The sequence below is a fragment of the Microbacterium sp. GXF0217 genome (genome assembly GCF_054798195.1).
Genome location: NZ_JBSJZG010000005.1, coordinates 53,588 through 74,490, shown reverse-complemented (window position 1 = coordinate 74,490; position 20,903 = coordinate 53,588). Strand labels below are relative to the sequence as shown.

The 20,903-nt window shown below is 65.0% G+C and carries 20 protein-coding genes; 15 read left to right on the top strand and 5 right to left on the bottom strand.

The window, feature by feature from the left end:
* Positions 1–3: 3 nt before the first annotated feature.
* Both ACWAT3_RS11930 and ACWAT3_RS11925 read right to left on the bottom strand, forming a co-directional pair.
* Entirely contained in the window at positions 4–1,320 is a 1,317-nt protein-coding gene (locus ACWAT3_RS11930) for an MFS transporter (protein ID WP_460798706.1), read from the bottom strand.
* A 53-nt stretch (positions 1,321–1,373) separates the two neighbouring features.
* Positions 1,374–2,246, bottom strand: a complete 873-nt coding sequence (locus ACWAT3_RS11925) for an NAD(P)-dependent oxidoreductase (protein ID WP_460798704.1) — start codon at positions 2,244–2,246, stop codon at positions 1,374–1,376.
* Positions 2,247–2,426: 180 nt separating this feature from the next.
* Here ACWAT3_RS11925 and ACWAT3_RS11920 point away from each other — a divergent pair, with 180 nt between their 5' ends.
* The 13 genes from ACWAT3_RS11920 (at position 2,427) to ACWAT3_RS11860 (ending at position 16,665) form a co-directional block, all read left to right on the top strand.
* Positions 2,427–3,281 (top strand): sugar phosphate isomerase/epimerase family protein, encoded by an 855-nt coding sequence (locus tag ACWAT3_RS11920; RefSeq protein WP_460798703.1) that lies wholly within the window; start codon positions 2,427–2,429, stop codon positions 3,279–3,281.
* A 29-nt stretch (positions 3,282–3,310) separates the two neighbouring features.
* The gene (gene tkt / locus ACWAT3_RS11915) at positions 3,311–5,389 is read left to right on the top strand and encodes a transketolase (RefSeq protein ID WP_460798701.1); all 2,079 of its coding nucleotides are present in this window, start codon (positions 3,311–3,313) and stop codon (positions 5,387–5,389) included.
* Positions 5,386–5,556 (top strand): hypothetical protein, encoded by a 171-nt coding sequence (locus tag ACWAT3_RS11910; RefSeq protein WP_460798699.1) that lies wholly within the window; start codon positions 5,386–5,388, stop codon positions 5,554–5,556. Before tkt ends, ACWAT3_RS11910 begins: the two co-directional genes overlap by 4 nt.
* Positions 5,553–7,298 carry a dihydroxyacetone kinase family protein gene (locus tag ACWAT3_RS11905; RefSeq protein ID WP_460798697.1) on the top strand — a complete coding sequence of 582 codons (1,746 nt, stop codon included), beginning with the start codon at positions 5,553–5,555 and terminating at the stop codon, positions 7,296–7,298. Before ACWAT3_RS11910 ends, ACWAT3_RS11905 begins: the two co-directional genes overlap by 4 nt.
* Positions 7,295–7,771 carry a ribose-5-phosphate isomerase gene (locus tag ACWAT3_RS11900; protein WP_460798695.1) on the top strand — a complete coding sequence of 159 codons (477 nt, stop codon included), beginning with the start codon at positions 7,295–7,297 and terminating at the stop codon, positions 7,769–7,771. Before ACWAT3_RS11905 ends, ACWAT3_RS11900 begins: the two co-directional genes overlap by 4 nt.
* A 106-nt stretch (positions 7,772–7,877) precedes the next feature.
* On the top strand, positions 7,878–8,672 hold the full coding sequence (locus ACWAT3_RS11895; protein WP_460798694.1) for an SDR family NAD(P)-dependent oxidoreductase: 795 nt from the start codon (positions 7,878–7,880) through the stop codon (positions 8,670–8,672).
* 10 nt (positions 8,673–8,682) lie between these two features.
* On the top strand, positions 8,683–9,426 hold the full coding sequence (locus ACWAT3_RS11890; RefSeq protein ID WP_460798692.1) for an SDR family oxidoreductase: 744 nt from the start codon (positions 8,683–8,685) through the stop codon (positions 9,424–9,426).
* 150 nt (positions 9,427–9,576) lie between these two features.
* A complete protein-coding gene (gene pepD, locus ACWAT3_RS11885) occupies positions 9,577–11,037 on the top strand; it encodes a beta-Ala-His dipeptidase (RefSeq protein ID WP_460798690.1) in 1,461 nt (486 codons plus the stop codon).
* A gap of 85 nt (positions 11,038–11,122) precedes the next feature.
* Complete coding sequence (locus ACWAT3_RS11880) at positions 11,123–12,202, top strand: sugar ABC transporter substrate-binding protein (RefSeq protein ID WP_460798688.1); 1,080 nt, start codon at positions 11,123–11,125, stop codon at positions 12,200–12,202.
* A 54-nt stretch (positions 12,203–12,256) separates the two neighbouring features.
* Positions 12,257–13,783, top strand: a complete 1,527-nt coding sequence (locus ACWAT3_RS11875) for a sugar ABC transporter ATP-binding protein (RefSeq protein ID WP_460798687.1) — start codon at positions 12,257–12,259, stop codon at positions 13,781–13,783.
* Positions 13,780–14,808 (top strand): ABC transporter permease, encoded by a 1,029-nt coding sequence (locus ACWAT3_RS11870; protein ID WP_460798685.1) that lies wholly within the window; start codon positions 13,780–13,782, stop codon positions 14,806–14,808. Before ACWAT3_RS11875 ends, ACWAT3_RS11870 begins: the two co-directional genes overlap by 4 nt.
* A gap of 274 nt (positions 14,809–15,082) precedes the next feature.
* Positions 15,083–15,943, top strand: coding sequence for an N-acyl homoserine lactonase family protein (locus tag ACWAT3_RS11865; RefSeq protein ID WP_460798683.1), 861 nt, complete (start codon positions 15,083–15,085; stop codon positions 15,941–15,943).
* A 5-nt stretch (positions 15,944–15,948) separates the two neighbouring features.
* Positions 15,949–16,665, top strand: a complete 717-nt coding sequence (locus ACWAT3_RS11860) for a GntR family transcriptional regulator (RefSeq protein ID WP_460798682.1) — start codon at positions 15,949–15,951, stop codon at positions 16,663–16,665.
* Here ACWAT3_RS11860 and ACWAT3_RS11855 read toward each other — a convergent pair.
* The 3 genes from ACWAT3_RS11855 to ACWAT3_RS11845 all read right to left on the bottom strand — a co-directional run bounded on the left by ACWAT3_RS11855 (position 16,650) and on the right by ACWAT3_RS11845 (position 18,865).
* Positions 16,650–17,324, bottom strand: coding sequence for a GntR family transcriptional regulator (locus ACWAT3_RS11855; RefSeq protein WP_460798680.1), 675 nt, complete (start codon positions 17,322–17,324; stop codon positions 16,650–16,652). The genes ACWAT3_RS11860 and ACWAT3_RS11855 overlap by 16 nt on opposite strands.
* Positions 17,325–17,406: 82 nt before the next feature.
* Positions 17,407–17,964: a sugar O-acetyltransferase gene (locus ACWAT3_RS11850; RefSeq protein ID WP_460798679.1), complete on the bottom strand. Its 558-nt coding sequence runs from the start codon at positions 17,962–17,964 to the stop codon at positions 17,407–17,409.
* Between the two features lie 40 nt (positions 17,965–18,004).
* Complete coding sequence (locus tag ACWAT3_RS11845) at positions 18,005–18,865, bottom strand: helix-turn-helix transcriptional regulator (protein WP_460798678.1); 861 nt, start codon at positions 18,863–18,865, stop codon at positions 18,005–18,007.
* Between the two features lie 116 nt (positions 18,866–18,981).
* Here ACWAT3_RS11845 and ACWAT3_RS11840 point away from each other — a divergent pair, with 116 nt between their 5' ends.
* The gene (locus ACWAT3_RS11840; RefSeq protein WP_460798676.1) at positions 18,982–19,851 is read left to right on the top strand and encodes an oxidoreductase; all 870 of its coding nucleotides are present in this window, start codon (positions 18,982–18,984) and stop codon (positions 19,849–19,851) included.
* A 78-nt stretch (positions 19,852–19,929) separates the two neighbouring features.
* Positions 19,930–20,718 (top strand): SDR family NAD(P)-dependent oxidoreductase, encoded by a 789-nt coding sequence (locus tag ACWAT3_RS11835; RefSeq protein WP_460798674.1) that lies wholly within the window; start codon positions 19,930–19,932, stop codon positions 20,716–20,718.
* The last annotated feature ends 185 nt before the right edge of the window (positions 20,719–20,903 follow it).

Genomic DNA, 20,903 nt, shown 5'->3' with positions numbered 1-20,903 from the left:
GCCTTACTTCGTAGCGGTGGGGACAGCGGAGGATGTCGTGGGCGCGGCCTTCGCGGTGACCTTCGTCCGCCAAGTGGCGACTACAGCGCCGAGCACGGCGGCCGCGAGAAGGACGTAGCCGAGAGTGTAGAAACCGCCCTCGGCGACTGTTCCGCCGCGGGTGAGCGCCCCGACGAGGATCGGTCCGATGATGCCGCCGAAGTTGCCGACCGACAGAACGAGGCTGGATGCGTAGCTGGTGTTCTCGCTGGACACGCCCTGCAGTGCCCAGGGCCACCAAGGCCCGAATGCCGCGTGGACTCCCACGCAGGCGATGACGAGGAAGATCATCTCGACCCACAATCCGCCGGGGACGAGGTGCTGCAGCAGCAGAGCGGCGCCGGCGATGGCGATGGGGATCACGACGAACGGCGTCCGCTTGCCGTCTGCGCGGTCGGATTGGCGGGAAGCGAAGAACATGCCGATGGCCGCGAAGATGAAGGGGATGGTGGTGAGCCAACCGACTGCCTGGATCCCGGCGCCGGATGCTTCCGACAACAGAGTCGGGAGCCACTGGTTAAACCCGTACAGGCCGGTCATCCAGAGCAGGTAGGTGATCCCGATGAGCCAGACGCGCGGGTTGAAGTACACGTCGCGGAACGTGCCCTTCGATGCGGTGTCGTCGGAATCGCGGTTCTCCAGGATGTACGTGCGTTCCGCTTCGCTGATGCGGGGGTCGGACTCAGGGTCGGCCTTCAGGAGGAAGATGCCGATGATCGCGACGAGGATCGGGAAGATGCCCTGGACGATGAACATCGTCTTGTAGTCCCAGTGAGAGATCAGCCAGCCGCTCATCGGGGCCATGATGATCGCTGAGATGGGGATGGCGAGCAGGGACAGTCCGGAGGCGCGGCCGCGCTCCCAGGATGGGAACCAGCGAACGAAGAAGATCGTGATGGCGGGGAACACGAGTCCTTCGCCGAGTCCGAGCACCACGCGCACAAGGATCAGCTGAGTGAAGTCCTCGGTGAGTCCGGTCGCGGCGGACGCGAGACCGAACACGAACAGTGCGCCGACGATCGCGCGTTTCGCGCCCAGTTTGGCGACAGCCCAACCGGCGAAAGCCAGGCTGACGACGTAACCCCAGAAGAAGGCGGACAGCAGGATGCCCATCTGCCCGGAATCGAGCCCGAGTTCCTCCGTCATGGATGGGGCGGCAACAGACATGTTGGTGCGGTCGATGTACGCGACGAGGTAGCTGACGAGCAGCAGCGCACCGATGCGAGTCCAGCGCGAGCGGGGGACACCCGCGCTCAGCTGGGCGGCGGACGGGTTCGACATCTTCGTCATCCTTTCGTGATGAGTATCTCGCGTGACGCCGCGAGCGGTGCGACTTACTTGGTGACGGTTTCGCGGTAGGTGCGGAGCACGGCGGAGTCGTCGAAACGTCCGAGACCCGCGTCCTGAGCGAGCTCGAAGCGGCGCGCGGCCGCGTCGAGGATCGGAGTGTCGGCGTGCGAGGCCGCGGCGGCTTCCTGAACGAGATGAGAGTCCTTGACGAAGATGTCGATGGCCGACAGCACGGGCGGCTCGGCTTCGAGCATTCGAGGACCGCGGTCGTTCAGCATGAACGACGCAGCAGCGCCCGACCCGACGATCTCCAGCACGGCTGCCGGGTCGAGCCCGAGTGATTCGGCCAGGCTCAGCGCTTCGCCAGCTACCGCCAGATGAACGGAGCACAGCAGCTGATTGACCAGCTTGACCGCTTGGCCGTCACCGATGCGGGGGCCGCACTTGGCAAGGCGGGTTCCGAGGAGTTCGAGCACGGGAAGAACCGCAGCGATGTGAGCGTCATCCCCGCCGAGGAGCAGTGTCAGCTCTCCGGTGCGCGCACGGACGACCCCTCCGGTGACGGGCGCATCGACAACCACAAGTCCTTGCTGGGTGAGCGCGTCCGCGGCGGTGGTGACGGCTTCAACGCCGACAGAACTCATGATGAGCACGGTCGAGCCCTGAGCGGCCGAAGCGGCGATCCCGGATGCATCGAATAGAGCAGAAGCCAGCTGCGCCGGCGTCGCCACCATCACGACGGTGACCTCAGAGCCTGCGGCGGCCTCCCCTGCCGTGGCAGCCGCCGTCGCGCCTCGAGACGCGAGTTCGGCGACGCGTTCACGGTTCAAATCGAAGACCGTCACGTCGTGGTGGGGGAGCAGCCGTTCGGCCATCGGATAGCCGATCGCGCCGATGCCGACGAAGCCAACCTTCATGTCTTACACCTCACTGTGAGTGGACTACGGCAGCTCCGACTGGACCGGAAAAGGCCACGCGGCGCCGTTGATGAAACTGACACTAGCGCTACCGACATTTTTTTGTCAACATTTATTCAGTCGGGTACGCTGACCCGAGTCGCGGCACAGCCGCACGACGATTCAAGGAGGAACCGCCCGATGTCATTGGACCCACGAGTGATCTGCAGCACGATCACGCTGCGCCATCTGCCGCTGGCCGAGGCGCTCGCCGCCATCAACGACGGTGGCTTTCAGGAGATCGACCTGGGCGCGCTGCCCGGCGTCTGCGACCACGTACCGTACGAGCTCGACGCGCAGGCGGTCAAGGACGTCGCCGCGACAGTGCGCGACTCCGGCCTCAGCGTCCGATCCGTCAACGGTGACATCGGCGATCTCAACGCCGAACTCACGAGGGCGGAACTTAGCGCGCAGGACGAGCACGCTGACCACCTCTTCGAATTGACGGGAGCCATTGGCGGACGAGCGCTCGTCCTGCCGAACGGCGCGCAGGCCCATGATCCGATCCGCATGCTCGATGCGGACCTCGACGTGGTCGCCGACCGACTGAACCGACTCGCTGTCCGCGCGCCCGAGTATGGCGTCGAGCTGTGGGTCGAAGCGCCGCACTGGTTCCGACTCGTATTCGATCTTGACCGCACCGCTGCACTGCTCGACCGCCTCGACCCGGCCGTGGGCGTCGTGTGCGACGTGAGCCACATCACCGCGAGCGGGTCCACCCCGCGGCAGTTCCTCGACGCATTCGCTGATCGCACTCGTCATGTGCACATCCGGGATGCCGAGCGAGGCTTCATCCATCACTCCGTCGGCAAGGGGATCGTCGATTTCGCTGACCTGGCGGCAAGCCTTCACGCTCACGCCTACTCCGGAGCTCTGGCGCTCGAGCTGGAAACGCGGGACATCCGCGATGAAGATCGTGCGGCCGAGGCCGTCAGAGCCGGCGAGTACCTCTCGCGACTGCTGTCCACGACCGAACCGGCTGGAGTCCAGCGATGACGATCCCGACCACGACGGAGCCCAGTGCAATGACTGGTTTGGCCTGGAACGACATCGACCGTCGCGCAGTGGACACGGCGCGCCTCCTGGCGGCGGACGCCGTCGAGAAGGTCGGCAACGGTCACCCCGGCACCGCTATGAGCCTCGCACCGGTGGCCTACGTCCTCTACCAGCGTGTACTCCGCCACGACCCGACCGATACCGACTGGCTGGGTCGCGACCGCTTCATCCTGTCGGTGGGCCACTCCTCGCTCACCCAGTACGTGCAGTTGTATCTCGGCGGTTTCGGCCTCGAGCTTGAGGACCTCAAGGCGCTGCGCACCTGGGGCTCCCTGACCCCCGGTCATCCCGAGTACGGCCACACCAAGGGCGTCGAGATCACCACGGGTCCGCTGGGCCAGGGCCTCGCCTCGGCCGTCGGCTTCGCGTACGCCGCACGCTACGAGCGCGGCCTGTTCGACCCCGAGGCCCCAGCCGGCGAGAGCCCGTTCGACCACTTCGTCTATGTCATCGCCGGTGATGGCGACCTGCAGGAGGGCGTGACCAGCGAGGCCTCCTCGCTCGCCGGCCACCAGCAGCTCGGCAACCTCATCGCCATCTACGACTCCAACCAGATCTCGATCGAGGACGACACCAACGTCGCGTTCACCGAAGACGTCGCCGGACGATACGAGGCCTACGGCTGGCATGTGCAGACGGTCGACTGGAAGAAGACCGGCGAGTACGTCGAGGACATCGCCGAACTGTACGCAGCCATCGAAGCAGCCAAGGGCGCGACAGACAAACCGTCGCTCATCATCCTCAAGACCGTCATCGGATGGCCGTCGCCGGGAAAGCAGAACACCGGGAAGATCCACGGCTCCGCACTGGGCGCGGACGAACTCGCAGCCACGAAGCGCGCGATGGGCGCGAATCCCGATGAACAGTTCGTCGTGGCCGACGACGTCATCGCTCATACTCGCGGTCTCGCCGCACGCGCCACCACAATGCGAGCCGACTGGCAGGATGCTTTCGACTCCTGGGCCGTCGCCCACCCTGAGCGCAAAGCGCTCCTGGATCGGCTCGAAGCAGGCGACGTCCCCGAAGGCCTCGCCGATGTGCTCCCCGTGTTCGAGGCAGGCAAAGCCGTCTCGACCCGCGCAGCATCCGGACAGGTGATCAACGCCCTGGCAGCCCAGCTGCCCGAGCTGTGGGGCGGGTCAGCCGACCTCGCCGAGTCGAACCTCACCACCATCAAGAATGCCAGGTCCTTCATCCCAGGCGAGTGGTCGACGCACGAATGGTCCGGCGATCCGTTCGGACGAGTGCTGCACTTCGGCATTCGCGAGCACGCGATGGGCGCCATCGTGAACGGAATCGTGCTGCACGGCAAGACGCGTGCGTTCGGAGGAACGTTCCTGATCTTCAGCGACTACATGCGCCCCGCCGTGCGTCTCGCCGCTCTCATGGACGTGCCCAGCATCTTCGTCTGGACTCACGACTCCGTCGCCCTCGGAGAGGACGGCCCCACCCACCAGCCCATCGAGACACTCGCCAGCCTGCGGGTCATCCCGAACCTGGCCGTGGTGCGCCCCGCCGACGCCAACGAAACCGCGTTCGCCTGGCTCGAGATCCTCTCGCGCCGCAGCGGCCCCGCCGGAATCGTGCTCTCACGCCAGAACCTGCCCGTGTTCGACCGGTCGGGTGACCTGGCATCCGCGGACAGCACGCGACGAGGAGCGTACGTTCTCGCCGACTCCCCGACGGGATCCATCGACGTGATCCTCATCGCGACCGGCTCGGAGGTGCAGCTCGCGGTCGACGCTCGCGACGCTCTCGCCGCCGAAGGCATCGGCGCGCGTGTCGTCTCAGCGCCGTCGCTTGAGTGGTTCAACGAGCAGAGCGCCCAGTACCGCGACGCAGTGCTGCCGCCGAACGTGACAGCCCGAGTCTCGGTGGAGGCCGGGACGACAGCGCTCTGGGCAGGCATCGTCGGCTCCCGAGGTCGGTCTGTCGGAATCGACCACTTCGGCGCGTCCGCAGACGGCCCGACCCTGTTCCGGGAGTTCGGCGTCACGGCCGACGCCGTCGTCGCCGCGGCACGCGAGACCATCGAGGAGAACTCATGAGCACCCCGACTGAAGCGCTCTCCGCAGCGGGCGTCGGCATCTGGCTGGATGACCTCTCTCAACTGCAAGCCCAAGGGGTGGAGAAGTTCATCGCCTCATGGAGCGACCTGCAGAACACGGTTCGCGCCGCACTCACCCCCGCCCTCAGCAACGGAGCATCCTCATGACCAAGCTCTTCAATGACCCGGCCGATTTCCCGATCGAACTCATCGACGGTTTCGTCGCCGCCTACCCGGACTTCGTCTCCGCCGTCCCCGGTGGAGTCGTCCGCAGCACCCACTACGACGAAGTGGCGGTCGTGGTCGGTGGCGGCACCGGCCATTACCCGACCTTCTGCGGCCTCGTCGGCGACGGCCTTGCTCACGGTGCGGCCATGGGAAACCTCTTCTCGTCGCCGTCCGCGCAGCAGGCCTACTCCGTCGCGAAAGCTGCAGACCGTGGCAAGGGAGTCATCTTCACCTTCGGCAACTACGCCGGCGACGTTCTCCACTTCGGAGAAGCCGCCGAGCGCCTCCGCAACGAGGGAATCCCTGCGGACATCGTGCTGGTCACCGATGACATCGCGAGTGCATCACCGGCGGAGATTCAGAAGCGCCGCGGGATCGCAGGGGATCTTACCGTCTTCAAGATCCTCGGAGCCGCTGCCGCTGCTGGCTACACCTTCGATGAAGTCATTCGCGCAGGACGCCACGCGAACAACCGCACGCGCACCTTCGGCGTGGCCTTCGCCGGATGCACGCTCCCCGGAGCCGACGCCCCGCTGTTCACCGTCCCGGAAGGGATGATGTCTCTGGGGCTCGGCATCCACGGCGAACCCGGCATCAAGGACGTGCCGCTCCCGTCCGCCGCCGAAGTGGGGGAACTGCTCGTCGAGAAGGTCCTCGCCGAGCGACCGGAAGGTGCCGGAGACCGCGTCGCCGTGCTCTTCAACGGACTCGGCACCGTCAAGTACGAGGAGATGTTCGTCACGTACCGAACGGTCTCACGTCTGCTGGGCGAAGCGGGGCTCACGGTCGTGTCACCAGACCTCGGCGAGCTGTGCACGAGCCTGGACATGTCCGGACTTTCGCTCACGCTGTTCTGGCTGGACGAAGAACTCGAACGACTCTGGACGAGCCCCTCCTACACTCCCGCCTACCGCAAGGGCACCATCACCCCCAGCCGGCAGCTCAACGACGCCGAACGCGATGAGATCATCACCCGCACCCAGACCGTCGTCACCGTCGAGACCGCCGGCTCCGACGCGTCGCAGGCGTCCGCCGAGACCGTCGCTGCAGCACTCAGGGTTCTCCAGCGCACGATGACCGAAGCGGCGGATGAGCTCGGTCGGATCGACGCGGTCGCTGGCGACGGCGACCATGGCATCGGCATGGATCGTGGATCTCGAGCCGCCGCCGAAGCCGGTGCGGCCGCCGTCGAGCAGGGTCTCGGCGCAGGTACCGTCCTCGCGCACGCGGGCGAGGCATGGGCCAACGTCGCCGGCGGGACCTCCGGTGCCCTGTGGGGGGCCGCGCTGAAAGCCGCCGGCCGGGTGTTCGGCGACCAGGAAGCAGTCACTGTCGAAGACATCGCCGAAGGCATCCTCGCCGGGCATCAAGCCATCGCGGAGCGCGGAGGCGCGAAGCTCGGCGATAAGACCATGATGGACGTTCTCATTCCCTACGCCGAACGCATCGAGGCGATGCTCGACGGCGAGGAATTGGATGCGGAAACGTGGTTGGAGGCTGCGGAGCTGTCCCGTGACAAGGCTGCGCTCACCCGCGACCTCGTCCCCCAGCTCGGCCGCGCCCGACCGCTCGCTGAGCGAAGCGTCGGCACTCCTGACGCAGGGGCGATCTCCCTGTCCATGATCATCAGCGCCCTCACCGAAGAACTCACCGGCTCGTCCAACGAAGGAGACCACGCATGACATCCACCACACCCCTCCGCATCGTCATCGGAAGCGACGATGCCGGATTCGCCTACAAGGAGCTGCTGAAAGCAGACCTGGAATCCAGCGATCTCGCCGATCTCGTCGCAGACATCGGCGTCGACGCGGACGGGCACACTGCCTATCCCAAGGTCGCTGTCGCGGCCGCCGAAATGGTCGCTCGTGGTGAGGCGGACCGCGCACTGCTCGTGTGCGGAACTGGACTCGGCGTCGCCATCGCCGCGAACAAGGTCTCCGGTGTCCGTGCGGTCACGGCGCACGATTCCTTCTCCGTGGAGCGAGCCGTCCTGTCGAACAACGCCCAGGTGCTGTGCCTCGGCCAGCGCGTGATCGGCCAGGAGCTCGCGCGCCGTCTCGTGCGCGAGTGGTTGACGTACCAGTTCGATTCCACGTCAGCATCCGCTGAGAAGGTCGCCCTGATCTCCGAGTACGAGATCGAGGGTTCCTGCTGACGTCATCCGTCAGCAGGCGTGCGTGCCGGGGGCGGGGGAGTACCCCGGCACGCGGGAAGCGAGACACCATCCGATTCCGCACTCCCATCACTCAAGGAAGAGAAACATGACAGACAACACACGCCCCTTGGCGCTCATCTCCGGGGGATCCGCTGGCATCGGTCTGGAACTCGCCCGCCAGTTCGCCGCTCACGGCTTCGACCTCGCGATCTCGGGCAGCAGCGAGAAGGTCTTCTCCGCCGCGGAGACGCTTCGCGCCGAGTACCCGGTCGAGATCTATCCCCATCGGGCCGACGCTTCAACATTCGCGGGAGTCGAGAGCTTCTGGCGGCACGTCGAGGCGTTGCGGCGGCCCGTGGACGCCGCAGCATTGAACGTCGGCGTCGGTCTCGGCGGCGCATTCAGCGACAATTCCCTCGAAGACGAACTCCGGGTCATCGCCGTGAACATCACCGGGACAGTCCACCTCGCCAAGAGGGTCGTACAGCACATGGTCCCGCGGGGACAGGGGCGCATCCTCATCGTGTCCTCCATCTCCGCCACGAGCCCCACGCCCTTCGAAACGGTCTACGGCCCGTCGAAGGCGTTCGGCTTCTCCTTCGCCGAAGGGCTTCGCGAAGAGCTCAGGGGGACCGGGGTCACGGTGAGCGCGCTGCTTCCCGGGGCCACCGACAGCGAGTTCCACTCCAACGCCGGCATGGACAACACCAAGCTCGGGCCCGGAGCGAAGAAGAACGACAAGCGCCTTGTTGCGAAGCAGGGCTTCGACGCGCTCATGAACGACGTGGATCACGTCGTCGGCGGTGACGCGGAGACGCAGCAGATCGTCGTCGACAACCGCACGACGCCAGAGACCGTCAAGGCGGCCCGCCAGGCCGAACTGACCCGGCCCCAGAACTGAAAGGCACATCATGACAAAGATCAACGGCGCTGTGGTCGTCATCACCGGCGCATCCTCCGGAATCGGCGAAGCAACCGCGCACACGCTCGCCGCAGCGGGTGCGACCCTCGTCCTCGCCGCACGCAACGAGACGAAACTGAGCGCATTGGCCGACGCCATCAGAGCGAACGGCGGCACTGCCGAGTATCGGATCACGGACGTCACGGACCGCGCTGATGTCGCATCACTGGTCGACTTCGCCATCGCCCAGTACGGTCGCGTAGACGTCTTCATCAACAACGCCGGGCTCATGCTGTTCTCGTTCTGGCGAGACGTCGTCGTCGACGACTGGGACAAGATGATCAGCACGAACGTCCATGGCTACCTCAACGGCATCGCCGCCATCCTCCCGCGCTTCCTCGAGCAGGGGGCCGGGCACATCCTGAACATGAGCAGCGTCTCCGGCCACAGCATCGGCCCGGCCAGCGGTGTCTACAGCGCCACGAAGCACTTCGTACGCGCCATCACTGACTCGCTGCGGATGGAAGTGGGCGTCGACAGCGGCATCCAGATCTCGATGATCAGCCCCGGCGCGATCGCCACCGGCTGGGAAGAAAAGGTCACAGACGAAGGCGGCAGAGGCGTCGCCGACTCCATCAAGGGTGTCGCGATCTCATCCGAGAAGGTCGCGGAGGCCGTGCTCTACGCGCTCGACCAGCCCGCCGACGTCGCCATCAACGACGTCATCATCCACCCCACACGACAGGCCTGGTAGCCCGTCTCCCATGCGGGGGTGACGCGCGAAACGTCACCCCCGCATCTTGCGCGAAGACTTGTTGACGAAAAAATGTTGACATTTAGAAGTCGACCGTCCAGTCTTGATTCAGCACCACCCGTAGTTTTCGAAGAGGAAAGCAGTACTTCAATGACGAACATCAGTGAACTCCAGCCGACCGAGTTCTTCAGCTTCTTCCAGGAGATCAGCGACATTCCGCGCGGCTCTTACCACGAGAAGCAGATCAGCGACCATCTCGTCGCCTTCGCCCGCGAGCGCGGCCTGGATGTCACACAGAGCGACATCGGAAGCCTGATCATCAAGAAGCCCGGCACCAGCGGATACGAGAATGCGGCTCCTGTCGTGTTCCACGGCCACATGGACATGGTCCTGGCCAAGGACGACGGGGTCGACCACGACATGCTCGCCGAGGGCGTGCGTCTCCGCCTCGACGGTGACTACATCAGCGGGTCCGGAACCACCCTCGGTGCGGACAACGGAGTCGGTGTCGCCTTCATGATGGCGATCCTCGACTCGACCGAGATCGCACACCCGCCCATCGAAGCCATCATCACGGTCCAGGAAGAGGTCGGCAAGGCCGGCGCCATCGCGCTTGATGCCTCCGCCATCACGGGTCGCCGACTCATCGACTTCAACTGGCACGACCCGGAGTCCATCTTCGCCGGCTGCGCGGGAGACATCTCCGCGTGGTTCGAACTCCCCGTCGACACCGAAGCCCCCGCAGCGACGAGCGTCACGCGGAAGGTCTCGGTCCACGGCCTTGAAGGCGGTCACTCCGAATTCGACATCCACCTGCAGCGCGGCAACGCGATCATGATCCTCGGGCGACTGCTTCGCATCGCCGGCGACCACGGCGGCCAGCTCGTCAGCATCGAAGGCGGTGTCAACCGGTACGTCATCCCGAACACCGCCGAACTCGTCGTGCAGATCCCCGCCGACGCAGTGGAGACGTTCGACCGTGATGCCCGCACTCTCGCGGACAACATCGTGAACGAGTTCTCCCGCAGCGATGCCGGCCTGCGCATCGACATCGACTCGATCACGTCCGAAGCTTCCTCGGCGGTCAACGCACAGAGCACGGCTCGCGTGGCGCGTGCCATCAACCTCCTGCCCAACGGAGTCCAGAGCATGAGCCTCCAGACCGAAGGCCTGGTCGAGAGCTCGAACACGGTGGCGCAGATCGAACTCGTCGACGACACCGTCCGCATCCTCATGACCATCCCGAGCGCCGTGTCGTCACGCAAGTACGAGATCCTCGATCGCGTGAAGGGTCTTGCTGACCTGCTCGGCGACGGTGCTCGTGTCGAGACGTTCGCCGACTGCCCGGAGTGGACGTTCCAGCCGGATTCGCCGCTGCTCGCCACCGCCAAGGAGGCCTTCCAAGCGACCATCGGGATCGATGCGCACGTGGAGGTCTCCCACTCGAGCCTCGAGCTCGGCATCATCGCCAGCAAGCTGCCGGGCGTCGAGATGATCTCGCTCGGTCCGGAAGCGTACGACGTGCACACCACCAAGGAGCGGCTCGCGTACAAGACCGTCGCGCCGGTGTGGAAGGTCATCGTCGAGATCCTGCGTCGACTCGACGACTGAGCCGACGTTCACCGTCCGGGTGCTGGGGCACCCGTTCGCAGCACACAGCAGTGCAATTCCCTTCACAAGAGCACGGAGATCAAAGATGATTCGCAAGCGTTTCGCCGCAGTGGCGTTGTTCGGAGCAGCGCTCCTCGCCCTCAGCGGCTGTTCCACATCCAACCAGACCGGAGACAGCTCCGGCGGGGGTTCCGCGGCCGGAGCGCAGTGCGACCCGACGGTGTCGCGGGTGCACACCGGCGATGAGGTGCCACCGGCTACTGCCGACGGCACCATCAAGATCGGCATCAGCCCGACAGCGATGGACACGTATTACCAGCGCGTGCTCGCGGGCGTCCAGGAAGAGATCGACGCGGTCGGCGGGGACTCCGTGGTGACCATCGACGTTCAGGCGCCGACATCGCAGTCCGCCACGGACGACCAGGTCCGCAGCGTCGAATCGTGGATCTCGCAGGACTACGACGCCATTGTGGTCGCGCTGTACAACGAGTCGGCGCTCGAGCCGCTGTTCAAGAAGGCAGCGGAGAAGGGCATCCCCGTCTTCACCTTCAACTCGCCCATCGTGTGCAGCTCCTACGTCGTCTCCGACATCGGGTACGACCAGAGCGAAGGCGGCAAGGCGCAGGCGGAGTGGATCGTCGATCACTACGGCGACGAGGAGACGAACGTCGCGATCCTGGAGGGGCTTCCGGGCCCGCACACCTCGGAGCGCATGCGTGGCTTCGAGGAAGTGATGGAAGGACACGACAACTTCACGATCGTCGCTCAGCAGCCGGCCGGGTGGACGCGGGAAGACGGACTGACCGTCACCGAGAACATGCTTCAGGCGAACCCCGACATCGACCTCCTCGTCGGCCTCTACGACGAGATGGCGCTCGGCGGCCTCGAGGCGGTGAAAGCGGCCGGTAAGACGGACCAGATCGACGTCGTCGGCTACGAGAACATCAAGGAAGCCAACGACGCCATCAAGTCCGGCTCGTTCCTCGCCACCGTCGACACGGGCGCGAAGACCGTCGGACGCAACATCATCGACACGGTGCTGGCGTACGTCGCCGAGGGCGAGGAAGTGCCTGCAGAGGTCTACAACGACGTCACCGTCTACGACTCGACGAACATCGACGAGTTCGATCCGAACGACTACGTGTACGTCGCTCCGACCAACTGATCCTGAACGGCGGCGACGTCACGTCGCCGCCGTTCTCTTCACCGAGGAAGTCCCATGGTCACCCAGACACCCCTTCTGCAGATGCGGGGCATCGACAAGAGATTCGGTGCAACGCACGCCCTCAAGAACGTCAGTCTCACTCTCGACCGTGGCGAGGTGCTCGGCCTCATCGGCGAGAACGGTGCAGGCAAGTCCACCATCATCAAGATCCTCTCCGGAGCGTACGAGAAGGACGAGGGCGAGATCCTCATCGACGGCGCGGCTGTGGAGATCGGCAACCCGCGTGCATCGCAGGAACTCGGCATCAGCACCATCTACCAGGAGCTGACGCTCTTTCCCGACCTCAACGCCATCGACAACGTCGTCATCGGGCGCGAATATCTTCGAGCCGGCACCGGCGCGAGCATCGTCAGCCCGCTCGACCGGCGCAAGGCCCGCGCAGAGGCACACCGCCTTCTGACCGAAGAGCTCGGCATCAACATCGACCTGACTGTCCCGATCCGGCAGCTGACCCTCGCGGAGAAGCAGCTCGTCGAGATCGCCCGATCGCTGCACTCGCGCGCCGAGATCATCATCATGGACGAGCCGACCGAGGCGCTCGAAGCCGCGGAGCGAGAGCGCCTGTTCGCCATCATCGCCCGGCTCCGGGAATCCGGTCGCGCTGTCATCTATGTCTCTCATCTGCTCGATGAGCTCGTCCGCATCTCCGACACCGTGATGGTCATGCGCGATGGAGCGAACGTCGCCACCGAACCGGTCGCCGACGTCACTGTCGAGAGCATCATCTCGAAGATGATCGGTCAGGAACTCGGCGAGAAGTACGCCGAGAAGGACGCCCCGAGCGAAGAAGTCGTGCTGAACGTCGAGGGCCTCGCCCGAGCGGACAAGTTCGCCGACGTCAGCTTCCAGCTCAAGCGGGGGGAGATTCTGGGAATCGCCGGGCTTGACGGGGCCGGCAAGAAGGACGTGGTGCGCGCCATTTACGGCGCGCACGGCTTCGATGACGGCATCATCCGCGTCGACGGGCAGACGTACCGGGGCGGTTCGATTCAGCATGCGAAGGATGCGGGCATCGGGCTGATGCCCGGCGACCGCAAGACGGAAGGCCTCTTCCTCGACAAGTCGCTCGAGTGGAACATCACGATCGCTGATGTCTCCGCGAGCCGCAAGAGCGCCCTGCCGCTTCGACGGCTCCGTGAGCTCACGGGAGAGTACATCCGATCGATGAGCATCCGGACCCGTGGGGCATCTCAGAGCATCAGCGACCTCTCCGGAGGGAACCAGCAGAAGGGGATGCTGGCGCGCTGGCTTCTCACCAAACCCAAAGTGCTGGTCCTGGAAGAGCCCACACGAGGCGTGGATATCAAGTCGAAGGCCGAGATCTATCGGCAGATCGTCCACGCCGCGTCCGAAGGCACGTCCTTCATCATCATCTCCGCTGACAGCCCCGAATTGCTCGGCGTCTGCCACCGCATCCTCGTCATGCACACGGGTCGAATCGCGGCCGAGCTCGATGCACGGACAGCGACCGCGGAAACCATCGCCTACTACTCAGTTCAGACCACAGGAGCTCACTCATGACTGATCACGCACAGGCGCGTGACTCGCGTCTCGCTTTCGCCCGCAACCTCCTCGGCACGAGCGCCGGACGCATCTTCATCGTCTTCCTCATCGTCGTCATCGCGCTGTCGCTGGTATCGCCTGCCTTCCTCAGCGTCGACAACCTCGTCAACGTCACCCGGCAGATGGTCTACGTGTCCATCATCGCGTTCGCCGCAACCTTCGTCATCGGTCTCGGAGGCATCGACCTCTCCGTCGGTGCCAACGTCGCACTCACTGGCCTCGTGATGGCCGACCTCATGCTCAACGGTGTCAACATCTATCTCGCCCTGGTCATCGGGCTGATCTTCGGATCGGTCTACGGACTCATCAACGGGCTGCTCATCAACAGGTTGAGCATCGCACCATTCATCGCCACGCTCGCGACCATGATCATCGGCCGCGGCATCATCCAGGTATACAGCGGCGGTGTTCCGAAGACGGGGCTCGGCTTCCCCGAGTTCCAGGTGTGGGGCCAGGGCGCGATCCTCGGCATCCCCATCCCCGTCCTCGTCATGGTGGCTGTTTTCGCAGCCGGGTTCTACCTGCTCTACCGCACGAAGTTCGGCCGCTTCACGCTCTCCATCGGCAGCAACCGCGAAGCCGCACGTCTCGTCGGCATCCCTGTTCCGCGAGTCGAGATTCTCGTGTACGTGATGACCGGGCTCGCGGCAGCCATCGCCAGCATCCTCCTGACCTCCCGCCTCGAGGCGGCGATGCCGGAAGCGGCCACCAACTACGAGCTTGACGTCATCGCCGCCATCGTCATCGGCGGCACCAGTCTCGCCGGCGGCCGCGCGTCGCTCGTCGGCACACTCATCGGGGCCGCGCTGATGGCGGTCGTGCGCAACGGCATCAACCTGCTCAACGTGAACACGTTCTGGCAGCAGGTCGTCATCGGCGGCATTATCCTCATCGCCATCGCCTACGACGGCATCGCCAACCGCCGCATCACCCTCGGCAAGAAGCCGCGGCGGAGCAAGACGCTCGCACAGGTCGCGGCATGAGCATTCCGGAGGCACGCCCGCAGCTTCGTGATGCGCTCTCCGCCGCGCTGGCGGCCGCGATCGTCGCGACGACCACGGGAGCGCGGTCAGGGGTCACATCCGGGGACCTCACCGCGTCCGCTCGAAACGTCCTGCGAGACTCCGACGCCCGTCCACGAGAGATCGAGCAGCTTCGGGCTCTCATCGACACCATCGAAGAGCGCGATGTGTCGCGTGAGAGGGTGCGACGCGGCGCGGCACAGACATACCGGAATCTCGCGAGAGGAAAACAGAGATGACCGCATGGTCGGCATGGGTCTTGGAGTACGCGGTCGCGTACGAGTTCCCGATGAGCCTGGCAATCTACGGACGACACAACGAAGGCACACGTAGGGCTCCCTTCAGCTACATCGTCCTCAAGCGCGGGGCGACAGTGATCCTCGTCGATATCGGGTTCGGAGATTCCGCATCTCAGCGACGAATCGCGGAGGACTCCGAGGTGAGCGAATGGCGAGATCCTTCGACCGTGCTCGGACGGATCGGTCTCACTCCGGAAGACGTCACGTTCGTCATCGTGACTCATGCCCACTACGACCACTTCGGGAACTCGGGGGCGTTCCCGAACGCGCAGTTCTATCTCTCCCAGCGGGAACTGGAGTTCTGGGTGTCGGAGCTTGCCCTTCCCCCGGCACTGCGCACCTTCTCGAGTCCCATAGACCCCGCCGACCTCCTCGCAGCGGTCGACCTCGCAGCGCAAGGACGGCTGCACTTCCTCAGTGGCGCCACCGAGAATCTGTTTCCTGGACTGGACGTGCTGCCCGCGTGGGACACGCACACTCCCGGATCGATCTACGTCAAGGTCCAGACGGAGGATGGTCCGTTCGTGCTCGCGGGTGACAACGTCTACGCCTGGGAGAACCTCGAGGGCATGAACGGAGACGGCCTCTACCGGCCCGTCGGACTCGTGGTCGGCAGCACGATCGCGGCAACGCGCATTCTGGCGGACATGGTTGCGCACGCCGATGGACGAACCCGGCGCGTGATCCCCGTGCACGAGGACCGGTTGCGTCTTGAGTACCCATCACGTGAGACGGAGTCCGGAGCGATGATCGTGGAGCTCGCGCTCTCGTCCGACGAGACCTCGCGCATCGGCTGATCGCAATGGCGTTCACGACCGGCATGGCGGCCGAAGGAAATACGCGGCGTCCCGATGCGAAGCGCATCATCGCCGCCGACGAGCGCACGCTGCGCCAGCGGTGCAGTCGCTACATCCGCGACAGCATCGTCTCCGGCGATCTCAGCCCTGGCATGCACCTGGTCGAGGTGCGACTTGCCCAGGAACTCGGGGTGAGCCGCGGCACTCTGCGCGAGGCCCTCCGCCCGCTGGAGATCGAAGGACTCGTCGTCGCGGACGGCCGCGGGCACATGTACGTCAGAGCGGTGAATCTCGAAGAGATCCGCGACGTGTTCGAAGTACGTGCAGCACTCGAAGTGCTCGCGGTCCGCAAACTCACTCTCGCTCCGCGACGCGCTGCCATCTGCCGAGAGCTCCTGAAGCGCCTTGCACCGCTGAAGGACGAGTCGGCTGGTTTCGCCGCTCATATGGCCGCGGATATGCAGTTCCACAGCGCGCTCTGCGAGCTGACGGGCAACCGGATGCTCATCAGCTCCTGGTCCCAGCTCCTGGGACAGATCGAGATGATGATCATCTCGGCCGGCTCCGGCATCGCGTCAGGACGAATGCGGCACGACGAGCACGCGCTCATCGTCGATGCGATCCGCAGCGGAGACGTCGATCAGGCGGAAACGGTGATCCGATCCCACATGAACGATTTCGCCTCCCGGTGGGGGAGCGAGGCGAGTCAACGCGACGGCTGAAGCTCCGGCCCTTTGTCGAACAGATACTTCATCGCGAAGTCGTCCATGTGCGCTTGCAGAGTCTTGGACACCAGTGCTTGATCACCGCTGGCGATGGAGTTCACGATTCCGATGTGCTCCGCGTAACGCATGCGGTCTGATGCGCGCAATGGCCCAGCGGCGATGATCATCATCTCGATTTTGCCGATGAGCTGACGCCACGATTCGAGAAGCGTGGGATTTCCCGTCAGCTTGCAGAGCAACTCATGGAACCCGAGGTCCACCTCGATCTGGCGCGCGAACTCGATGTCCGGATCCTGCAGCGGCGCGAGCGCCGCGGTCAGCTCGGCCGCCACGGCCTGGCGATCGGAGCGCTGTGCGAGGATCGTCGCCGCGAGAATCTCCAGCGCCGCACGCACCTGGAACACGTCTCGGATCTCTTGGGCGCTCATCTCTCGGACGAGCATGTGCCCGCGTCCATCGCTGACGATCAGCCCTTCGATCTCCAGCGGGCGCAGCGCCTCGCGCAGAGTTCCGCGACTCACCCCGAGCTCGTCCGCCAGCTGTGTCTCGATGAGGTGCTGGCCCGGTGCCATCGCACCGCTGACGATCTGGTCGCGCACGAAGTTCGTGCACCGTTGACGCAACGTGCGCTTATCGAACGGCGATGACGTGGGCATGCGACCTCCAAAGGGGGAGCAGCCTCCCGATTCTGTCGACAATTGTACATTTTTGCGCGGCAGATGGGGAGTGCGATGCGTCCTATGTCAGATGGCGGACGAGCTTCGCGGGAACTCCAGCCACGATGCAGTCGTCGGGTACGTCCTTCGTGACGACGGCGCCTGCGGCGACGACGACGTTGCTGCCGATGGTGACGCCGGGCAGGACGGTGCAGTTCGCTCCGATCCACACGTCGTCACCGATGGTGACGGGCGACGGGATGGCGATCTTGTTGCGACGGCCCTCGATATCGAGCGGGTGATTCACCGTGGAGATCACCGTGTTCGGGCCGATGAGGCAGTTGTCGCCGATCGTGACTGTCGCGACGTCGAGAATGGAGACGTTGTAGTTCGTGAGGAACTCTTCGCCGACGGTGATGTTCTTGCCGTTGTCGCACCGGAAGGGCGATTGCATGTAGACGTTGGTGCCGTGCGATCCGAACAGCTCCGTGATGATGGCCTGCCGCCCGGTGAGGTCGGCCGGATCGATGTCGTTGAGCTGTGCGCAGAGGCGTGCGCTGCGTTCCTTGTAGACGGCGACCTCGGGGTCGAGGAAGTTGAACGGCTCGCCGGCGAGGTACTTTTCGAGGTTCGAGGTCACGTTTGCGGGTACTCCAATACTCGGGTGTGCGCGGGTCGGCTCACGTCGTGGTGGCTTCTGCATCTGACCGCTGGGAGGCGCGCCAGCTTCCCAGCAACGCGAGCGCGGCCGAGGAGTTGGCGTCGGCGGCGGTATAGACGAAGAGCGTCTGATCCGTGTCGTCGGGAATGGTGAACGCCTCCCAATCGATGGTCAGAGGGCCTCCGATGGGGTGATCGAACCGTTTTGTGCCCGTCGTGCGTCCCTGCGGATTGGGCGTTGCCCACCACCGGCGGAACTCCGGGGTGGATGTCGCCAGCGAGCCGACCAGGGCGGCGATCTCGTGGTCGTCCGGGTTCGCACTCGCTTCGAGCTGAAGGACCCCGACCAGTTCTGCCGCGACGGTGGCCCAATCGACGTACAGAGTGCGCGTCGTTGGCTCCGTCATGATCCAGCGCAGCAGGTTGCGATCGCCTGTCGGCATGGCAGGGAAATCGGCAAGCAACGCCCAAGCGAGGTCGTTTCCCGTGAGCACCTCCATGCGCGGGCCCAGGACGAAGGCAGGCTGGTTGACGAACGAACGAACCATGCGGGTGATTCCAGGACGAACCAACGACCTCTTGGCGGAGTGGTTGTTCAACCCGGCGGCCGGGCGCGCGAGATTGAACAGGTAATCGCGTTCGGCGTCGTCCAGGCGCAGGATGCGGGCGATGGAGGCCAGGACCGACTCCGACGGTGTGATCTGGCGTCCCTGCTCCAGACGGACGTACCAATCCACGCTGACTCCCGCGAGGAAGGCGACTTCTTCGCGGCGGAGACCGGGGACGCGTCGGTGGCCGGTCTCGGGGATTCCGGCCATGGTGGGAGTCACCGCGGCGCGCTTGCCGGTCAGAAACTCGCTCAGGGCTTCGTTCTTCGGCATGCCCCCATTGTCCGCCAGGGAGAGCTCGCGAGCGACTGCTGAGGGTAGGTCCCGTTGTCCTACGGTGAGCACTCCCTTCCACGGATCGACAAGAAGGCGTCTGATGGATAACGCCGATGACACGTCGGCTGCACCACACACGAAAGGACATGATGGCTAACTGGCTCATCACGGGAGCATCTCGCGGTTTCGGCCGTGAGGTCGCTCTAGAAGCACTTCGCCGCGGCGACACGGTCGTGGCGACTGCACGAAACACGGATGCACTGCAGGACCTGACGGAGGTCGGCGGAGAGCGCGCCGTCCTGCTCGCCCTCGACGTCACGAATGCCGAGCAGGTGAAGAACGTGGTCGCTGACGCGGAGGCGCAGACGGGCGGCATCGACGTCCTCTTCAACAACGCCGGGATCGGCTACTTCGCCGCGTTCGAAGAGAGCGATGACGATGAAGCTCGCCGCATGATGGAGATCAACGTCTTCGGGCTCGCGGACGTCACGAAGGCGGTCCTCCCGGGCATGCGCGCGCGTCGCTCCGGCACCATTCTCAACGTCTCGTCCGTCGGAGGCGTCCGCTCATTCCCTGCAGTGTCCTGGTACAACGCTTCGAAGTTCGCCGTCGAGGGACTCTCGGAGAGCATCGCGCAGGAAGTCGCTCCCCTCGGAATCCGTGTCGTGCTCGTTGAGCCCAGTGCCTTCGCGACCGACTGGGCGGGCAGTTCGGCGGCGGAGGTCGAAACCAACGGCGTCATCGCAGACTATGACGAGACCGCTGGCGCGCAACGCCGCACGTTCCGCGAGAACGTCGGCAGCGAGCCCGGCGACCCGAAGCTCGCCGCTGTCGCCATCGTCGACGTCGCACACGACGCGGCTCCGCCGCAGCGCCTGCCGCTCGGCAACTTCGCCTACGACGGCATCCTCGAGAAGTTCGACGCCGTCCGTGAGGACATCGCAGCTCGCGAATCCGTGAGTCGCGGCGCCGACCGATCCTGACCCTCGGAGGGCGGGCCGAACGCGGGCCCGCCCTCCTTCCACACTTGCGTCCACAAGACGCCGATTGAAGGAGTTCTCATGACAAACACACGTCCCCTCGCCCTGGTCACCGGAGGCTCGTCCGGCATCGGGTTCGAGCTCGCGAAGCAGTTCGCGGAGCACGGCTATGACGTAGCGATCTCCGGCCAGAGCGATCGCGTCTTCGCCTCCGCGGACGAGCTGACCAAGCTGGGCGTCGAGGCGTACCCGTACCAGGGGGATGCCGGCACATACGACGGCGTCGAAGGATTCTGGGAGTTCACACTGAGCCAGGGACGGCCCGTAGCCGCCGCCGCGCTCAACGTCGGCATCGGCCGTGGCGGGTCGTTCGTCGACAACACCCTCGAGGACGAGTTCAAGATCATCGCCGTCAACATCACCGGAACCGTGCACATGGCCAAGCGGGTCGTGCAGCACATGGTGCACAACGGTGACGGCAAGATCCTCGTCGTGTCGTCCATCAGCGCGACAACTCCCACCCCGTTCGAGACGGTCTACGGTCCCTCGAAGGCGTTCGGCTATTCCTTCGCCGAGAGCATCCGCGAGGAGCTTCGCGACACCGGAGTCTCCGTCACCGCCCTACTCCCTGGAGCGACGAACAGCGATTTCCACGCGAACGCCGGGATGGGGAACACCAAGTTCGGCGACAACTCCTGGAAGAACGACAAGACCGATGTCGCACGTCAGGGCTTCGAGGCTCTCATGAACGGCGATGACCATGTCGTCGGCGGCGACGCGGCGACCAAGCAGGTCGTCATCGACAACCAGACCATCCCTGAGGCGGTCAAGGCCGCCCGTCACGCCGAGGGCACCCGCCCCAACAACTGAGCAGAGCTCACCGGCATCGCGATCGATCCGGAACAGGTCCCCTGCCAGACAGGTCTGGTAAGCCGTTCACAGGGGCGTCCTCCCACCCGCACTCTTGGCCAACCGTCGACGAAAGGGCCGCACACGTGACCATCAGTACTGACTCGAGCGCCGCCACGCTCACCCACGGACGCGCATGGGTCGAC

Bases quoted from the DNA above. Each gene is read 5' to 3' on its own strand.
- ACWAT3_RS11930 (WP_460798706.1), bottom strand. From the start codon at position 1,320: ATGTCGAACCCGTCCGCCGCCCAGCTGAGCGCGGGTGTCCCCCGCTCG.
- ACWAT3_RS11845 (WP_460798678.1), bottom strand. From the start codon at position 18,865: ATGCCGAAGAACGAAGCCCTGAGCGAGTTTCTGACCGGCAAGCGCGCC.
- ACWAT3_RS11835 (WP_460798674.1), top strand. From the start codon at position 19,930: ATGACAAACACACGTCCCCTCGCCCTGGTCACCGGAGGCTCGTCCGGC.
- ACWAT3_RS11920 (WP_460798703.1), top strand. From the start codon at position 2,427: ATGTCATTGGACCCACGAGTGATCTGCAGCACGATCACGCTGCGCCAT.
- ACWAT3_RS11865 (WP_460798683.1), top strand. From the start codon at position 15,083: ATGACCGCATGGTCGGCATGGGTCTTGGAGTACGCGGTCGCGTACGAG.
- ACWAT3_RS11870 (WP_460798685.1), top strand. From the start codon at position 13,780: ATGACTGATCACGCACAGGCGCGTGACTCGCGTCTCGCTTTCGCCCGC.
- ACWAT3_RS11890 (WP_460798692.1), top strand. From the start codon at position 8,683: ATGACAAAGATCAACGGCGCTGTGGTCGTCATCACCGGCGCATCCTCC.
- ACWAT3_RS11880 (WP_460798688.1), top strand. From the start codon at position 11,123: ATGATTCGCAAGCGTTTCGCCGCAGTGGCGTTGTTCGGAGCAGCGCTC.
- pepD (WP_460798690.1), top strand. From the start codon at position 9,577: ATGACGAACATCAGTGAACTCCAGCCGACCGAGTTCTTCAGCTTCTTC.
- ACWAT3_RS11925 (WP_460798704.1), bottom strand. From the start codon at position 2,246: ATGAAGGTTGGCTTCGTCGGCATCGGCGCGATCGGCTATCCGATGGCC.
- ACWAT3_RS11855 (WP_460798680.1), bottom strand. From the start codon at position 17,324: ATGCCCACGTCATCGCCGTTCGATAAGCGCACGTTGCGTCAACGGTGC.
- tkt (WP_460798701.1), top strand. From the start codon at position 3,311: ATGACTGGTTTGGCCTGGAACGACATCGACCGTCGCGCAGTGGACACG.
- ACWAT3_RS11905 (WP_460798697.1), top strand. From the start codon at position 5,553: ATGACCAAGCTCTTCAATGACCCGGCCGATTTCCCGATCGAACTCATC.
- ACWAT3_RS11900 (WP_460798695.1), top strand. From the start codon at position 7,295: ATGACATCCACCACACCCCTCCGCATCGTCATCGGAAGCGACGATGCC.
- ACWAT3_RS11910 (WP_460798699.1), top strand. From the start codon at position 5,386: ATGAGCACCCCGACTGAAGCGCTCTCCGCAGCGGGCGTCGGCATCTGG.
- ACWAT3_RS11840 (WP_460798676.1), top strand. From the start codon at position 18,982: ATGACACGTCGGCTGCACCACACACGAAAGGACATGATGGCTAACTGG.
- ACWAT3_RS11875 (WP_460798687.1), top strand. From the start codon at position 12,257: ATGGTCACCCAGACACCCCTTCTGCAGATGCGGGGCATCGACAAGAGA.
- ACWAT3_RS11895 (WP_460798694.1), top strand. From the start codon at position 7,878: ATGACAGACAACACACGCCCCTTGGCGCTCATCTCCGGGGGATCCGCT.
- ACWAT3_RS11860 (WP_460798682.1), top strand. From the start codon at position 15,949: ATGGCGTTCACGACCGGCATGGCGGCCGAAGGAAATACGCGGCGTCCC.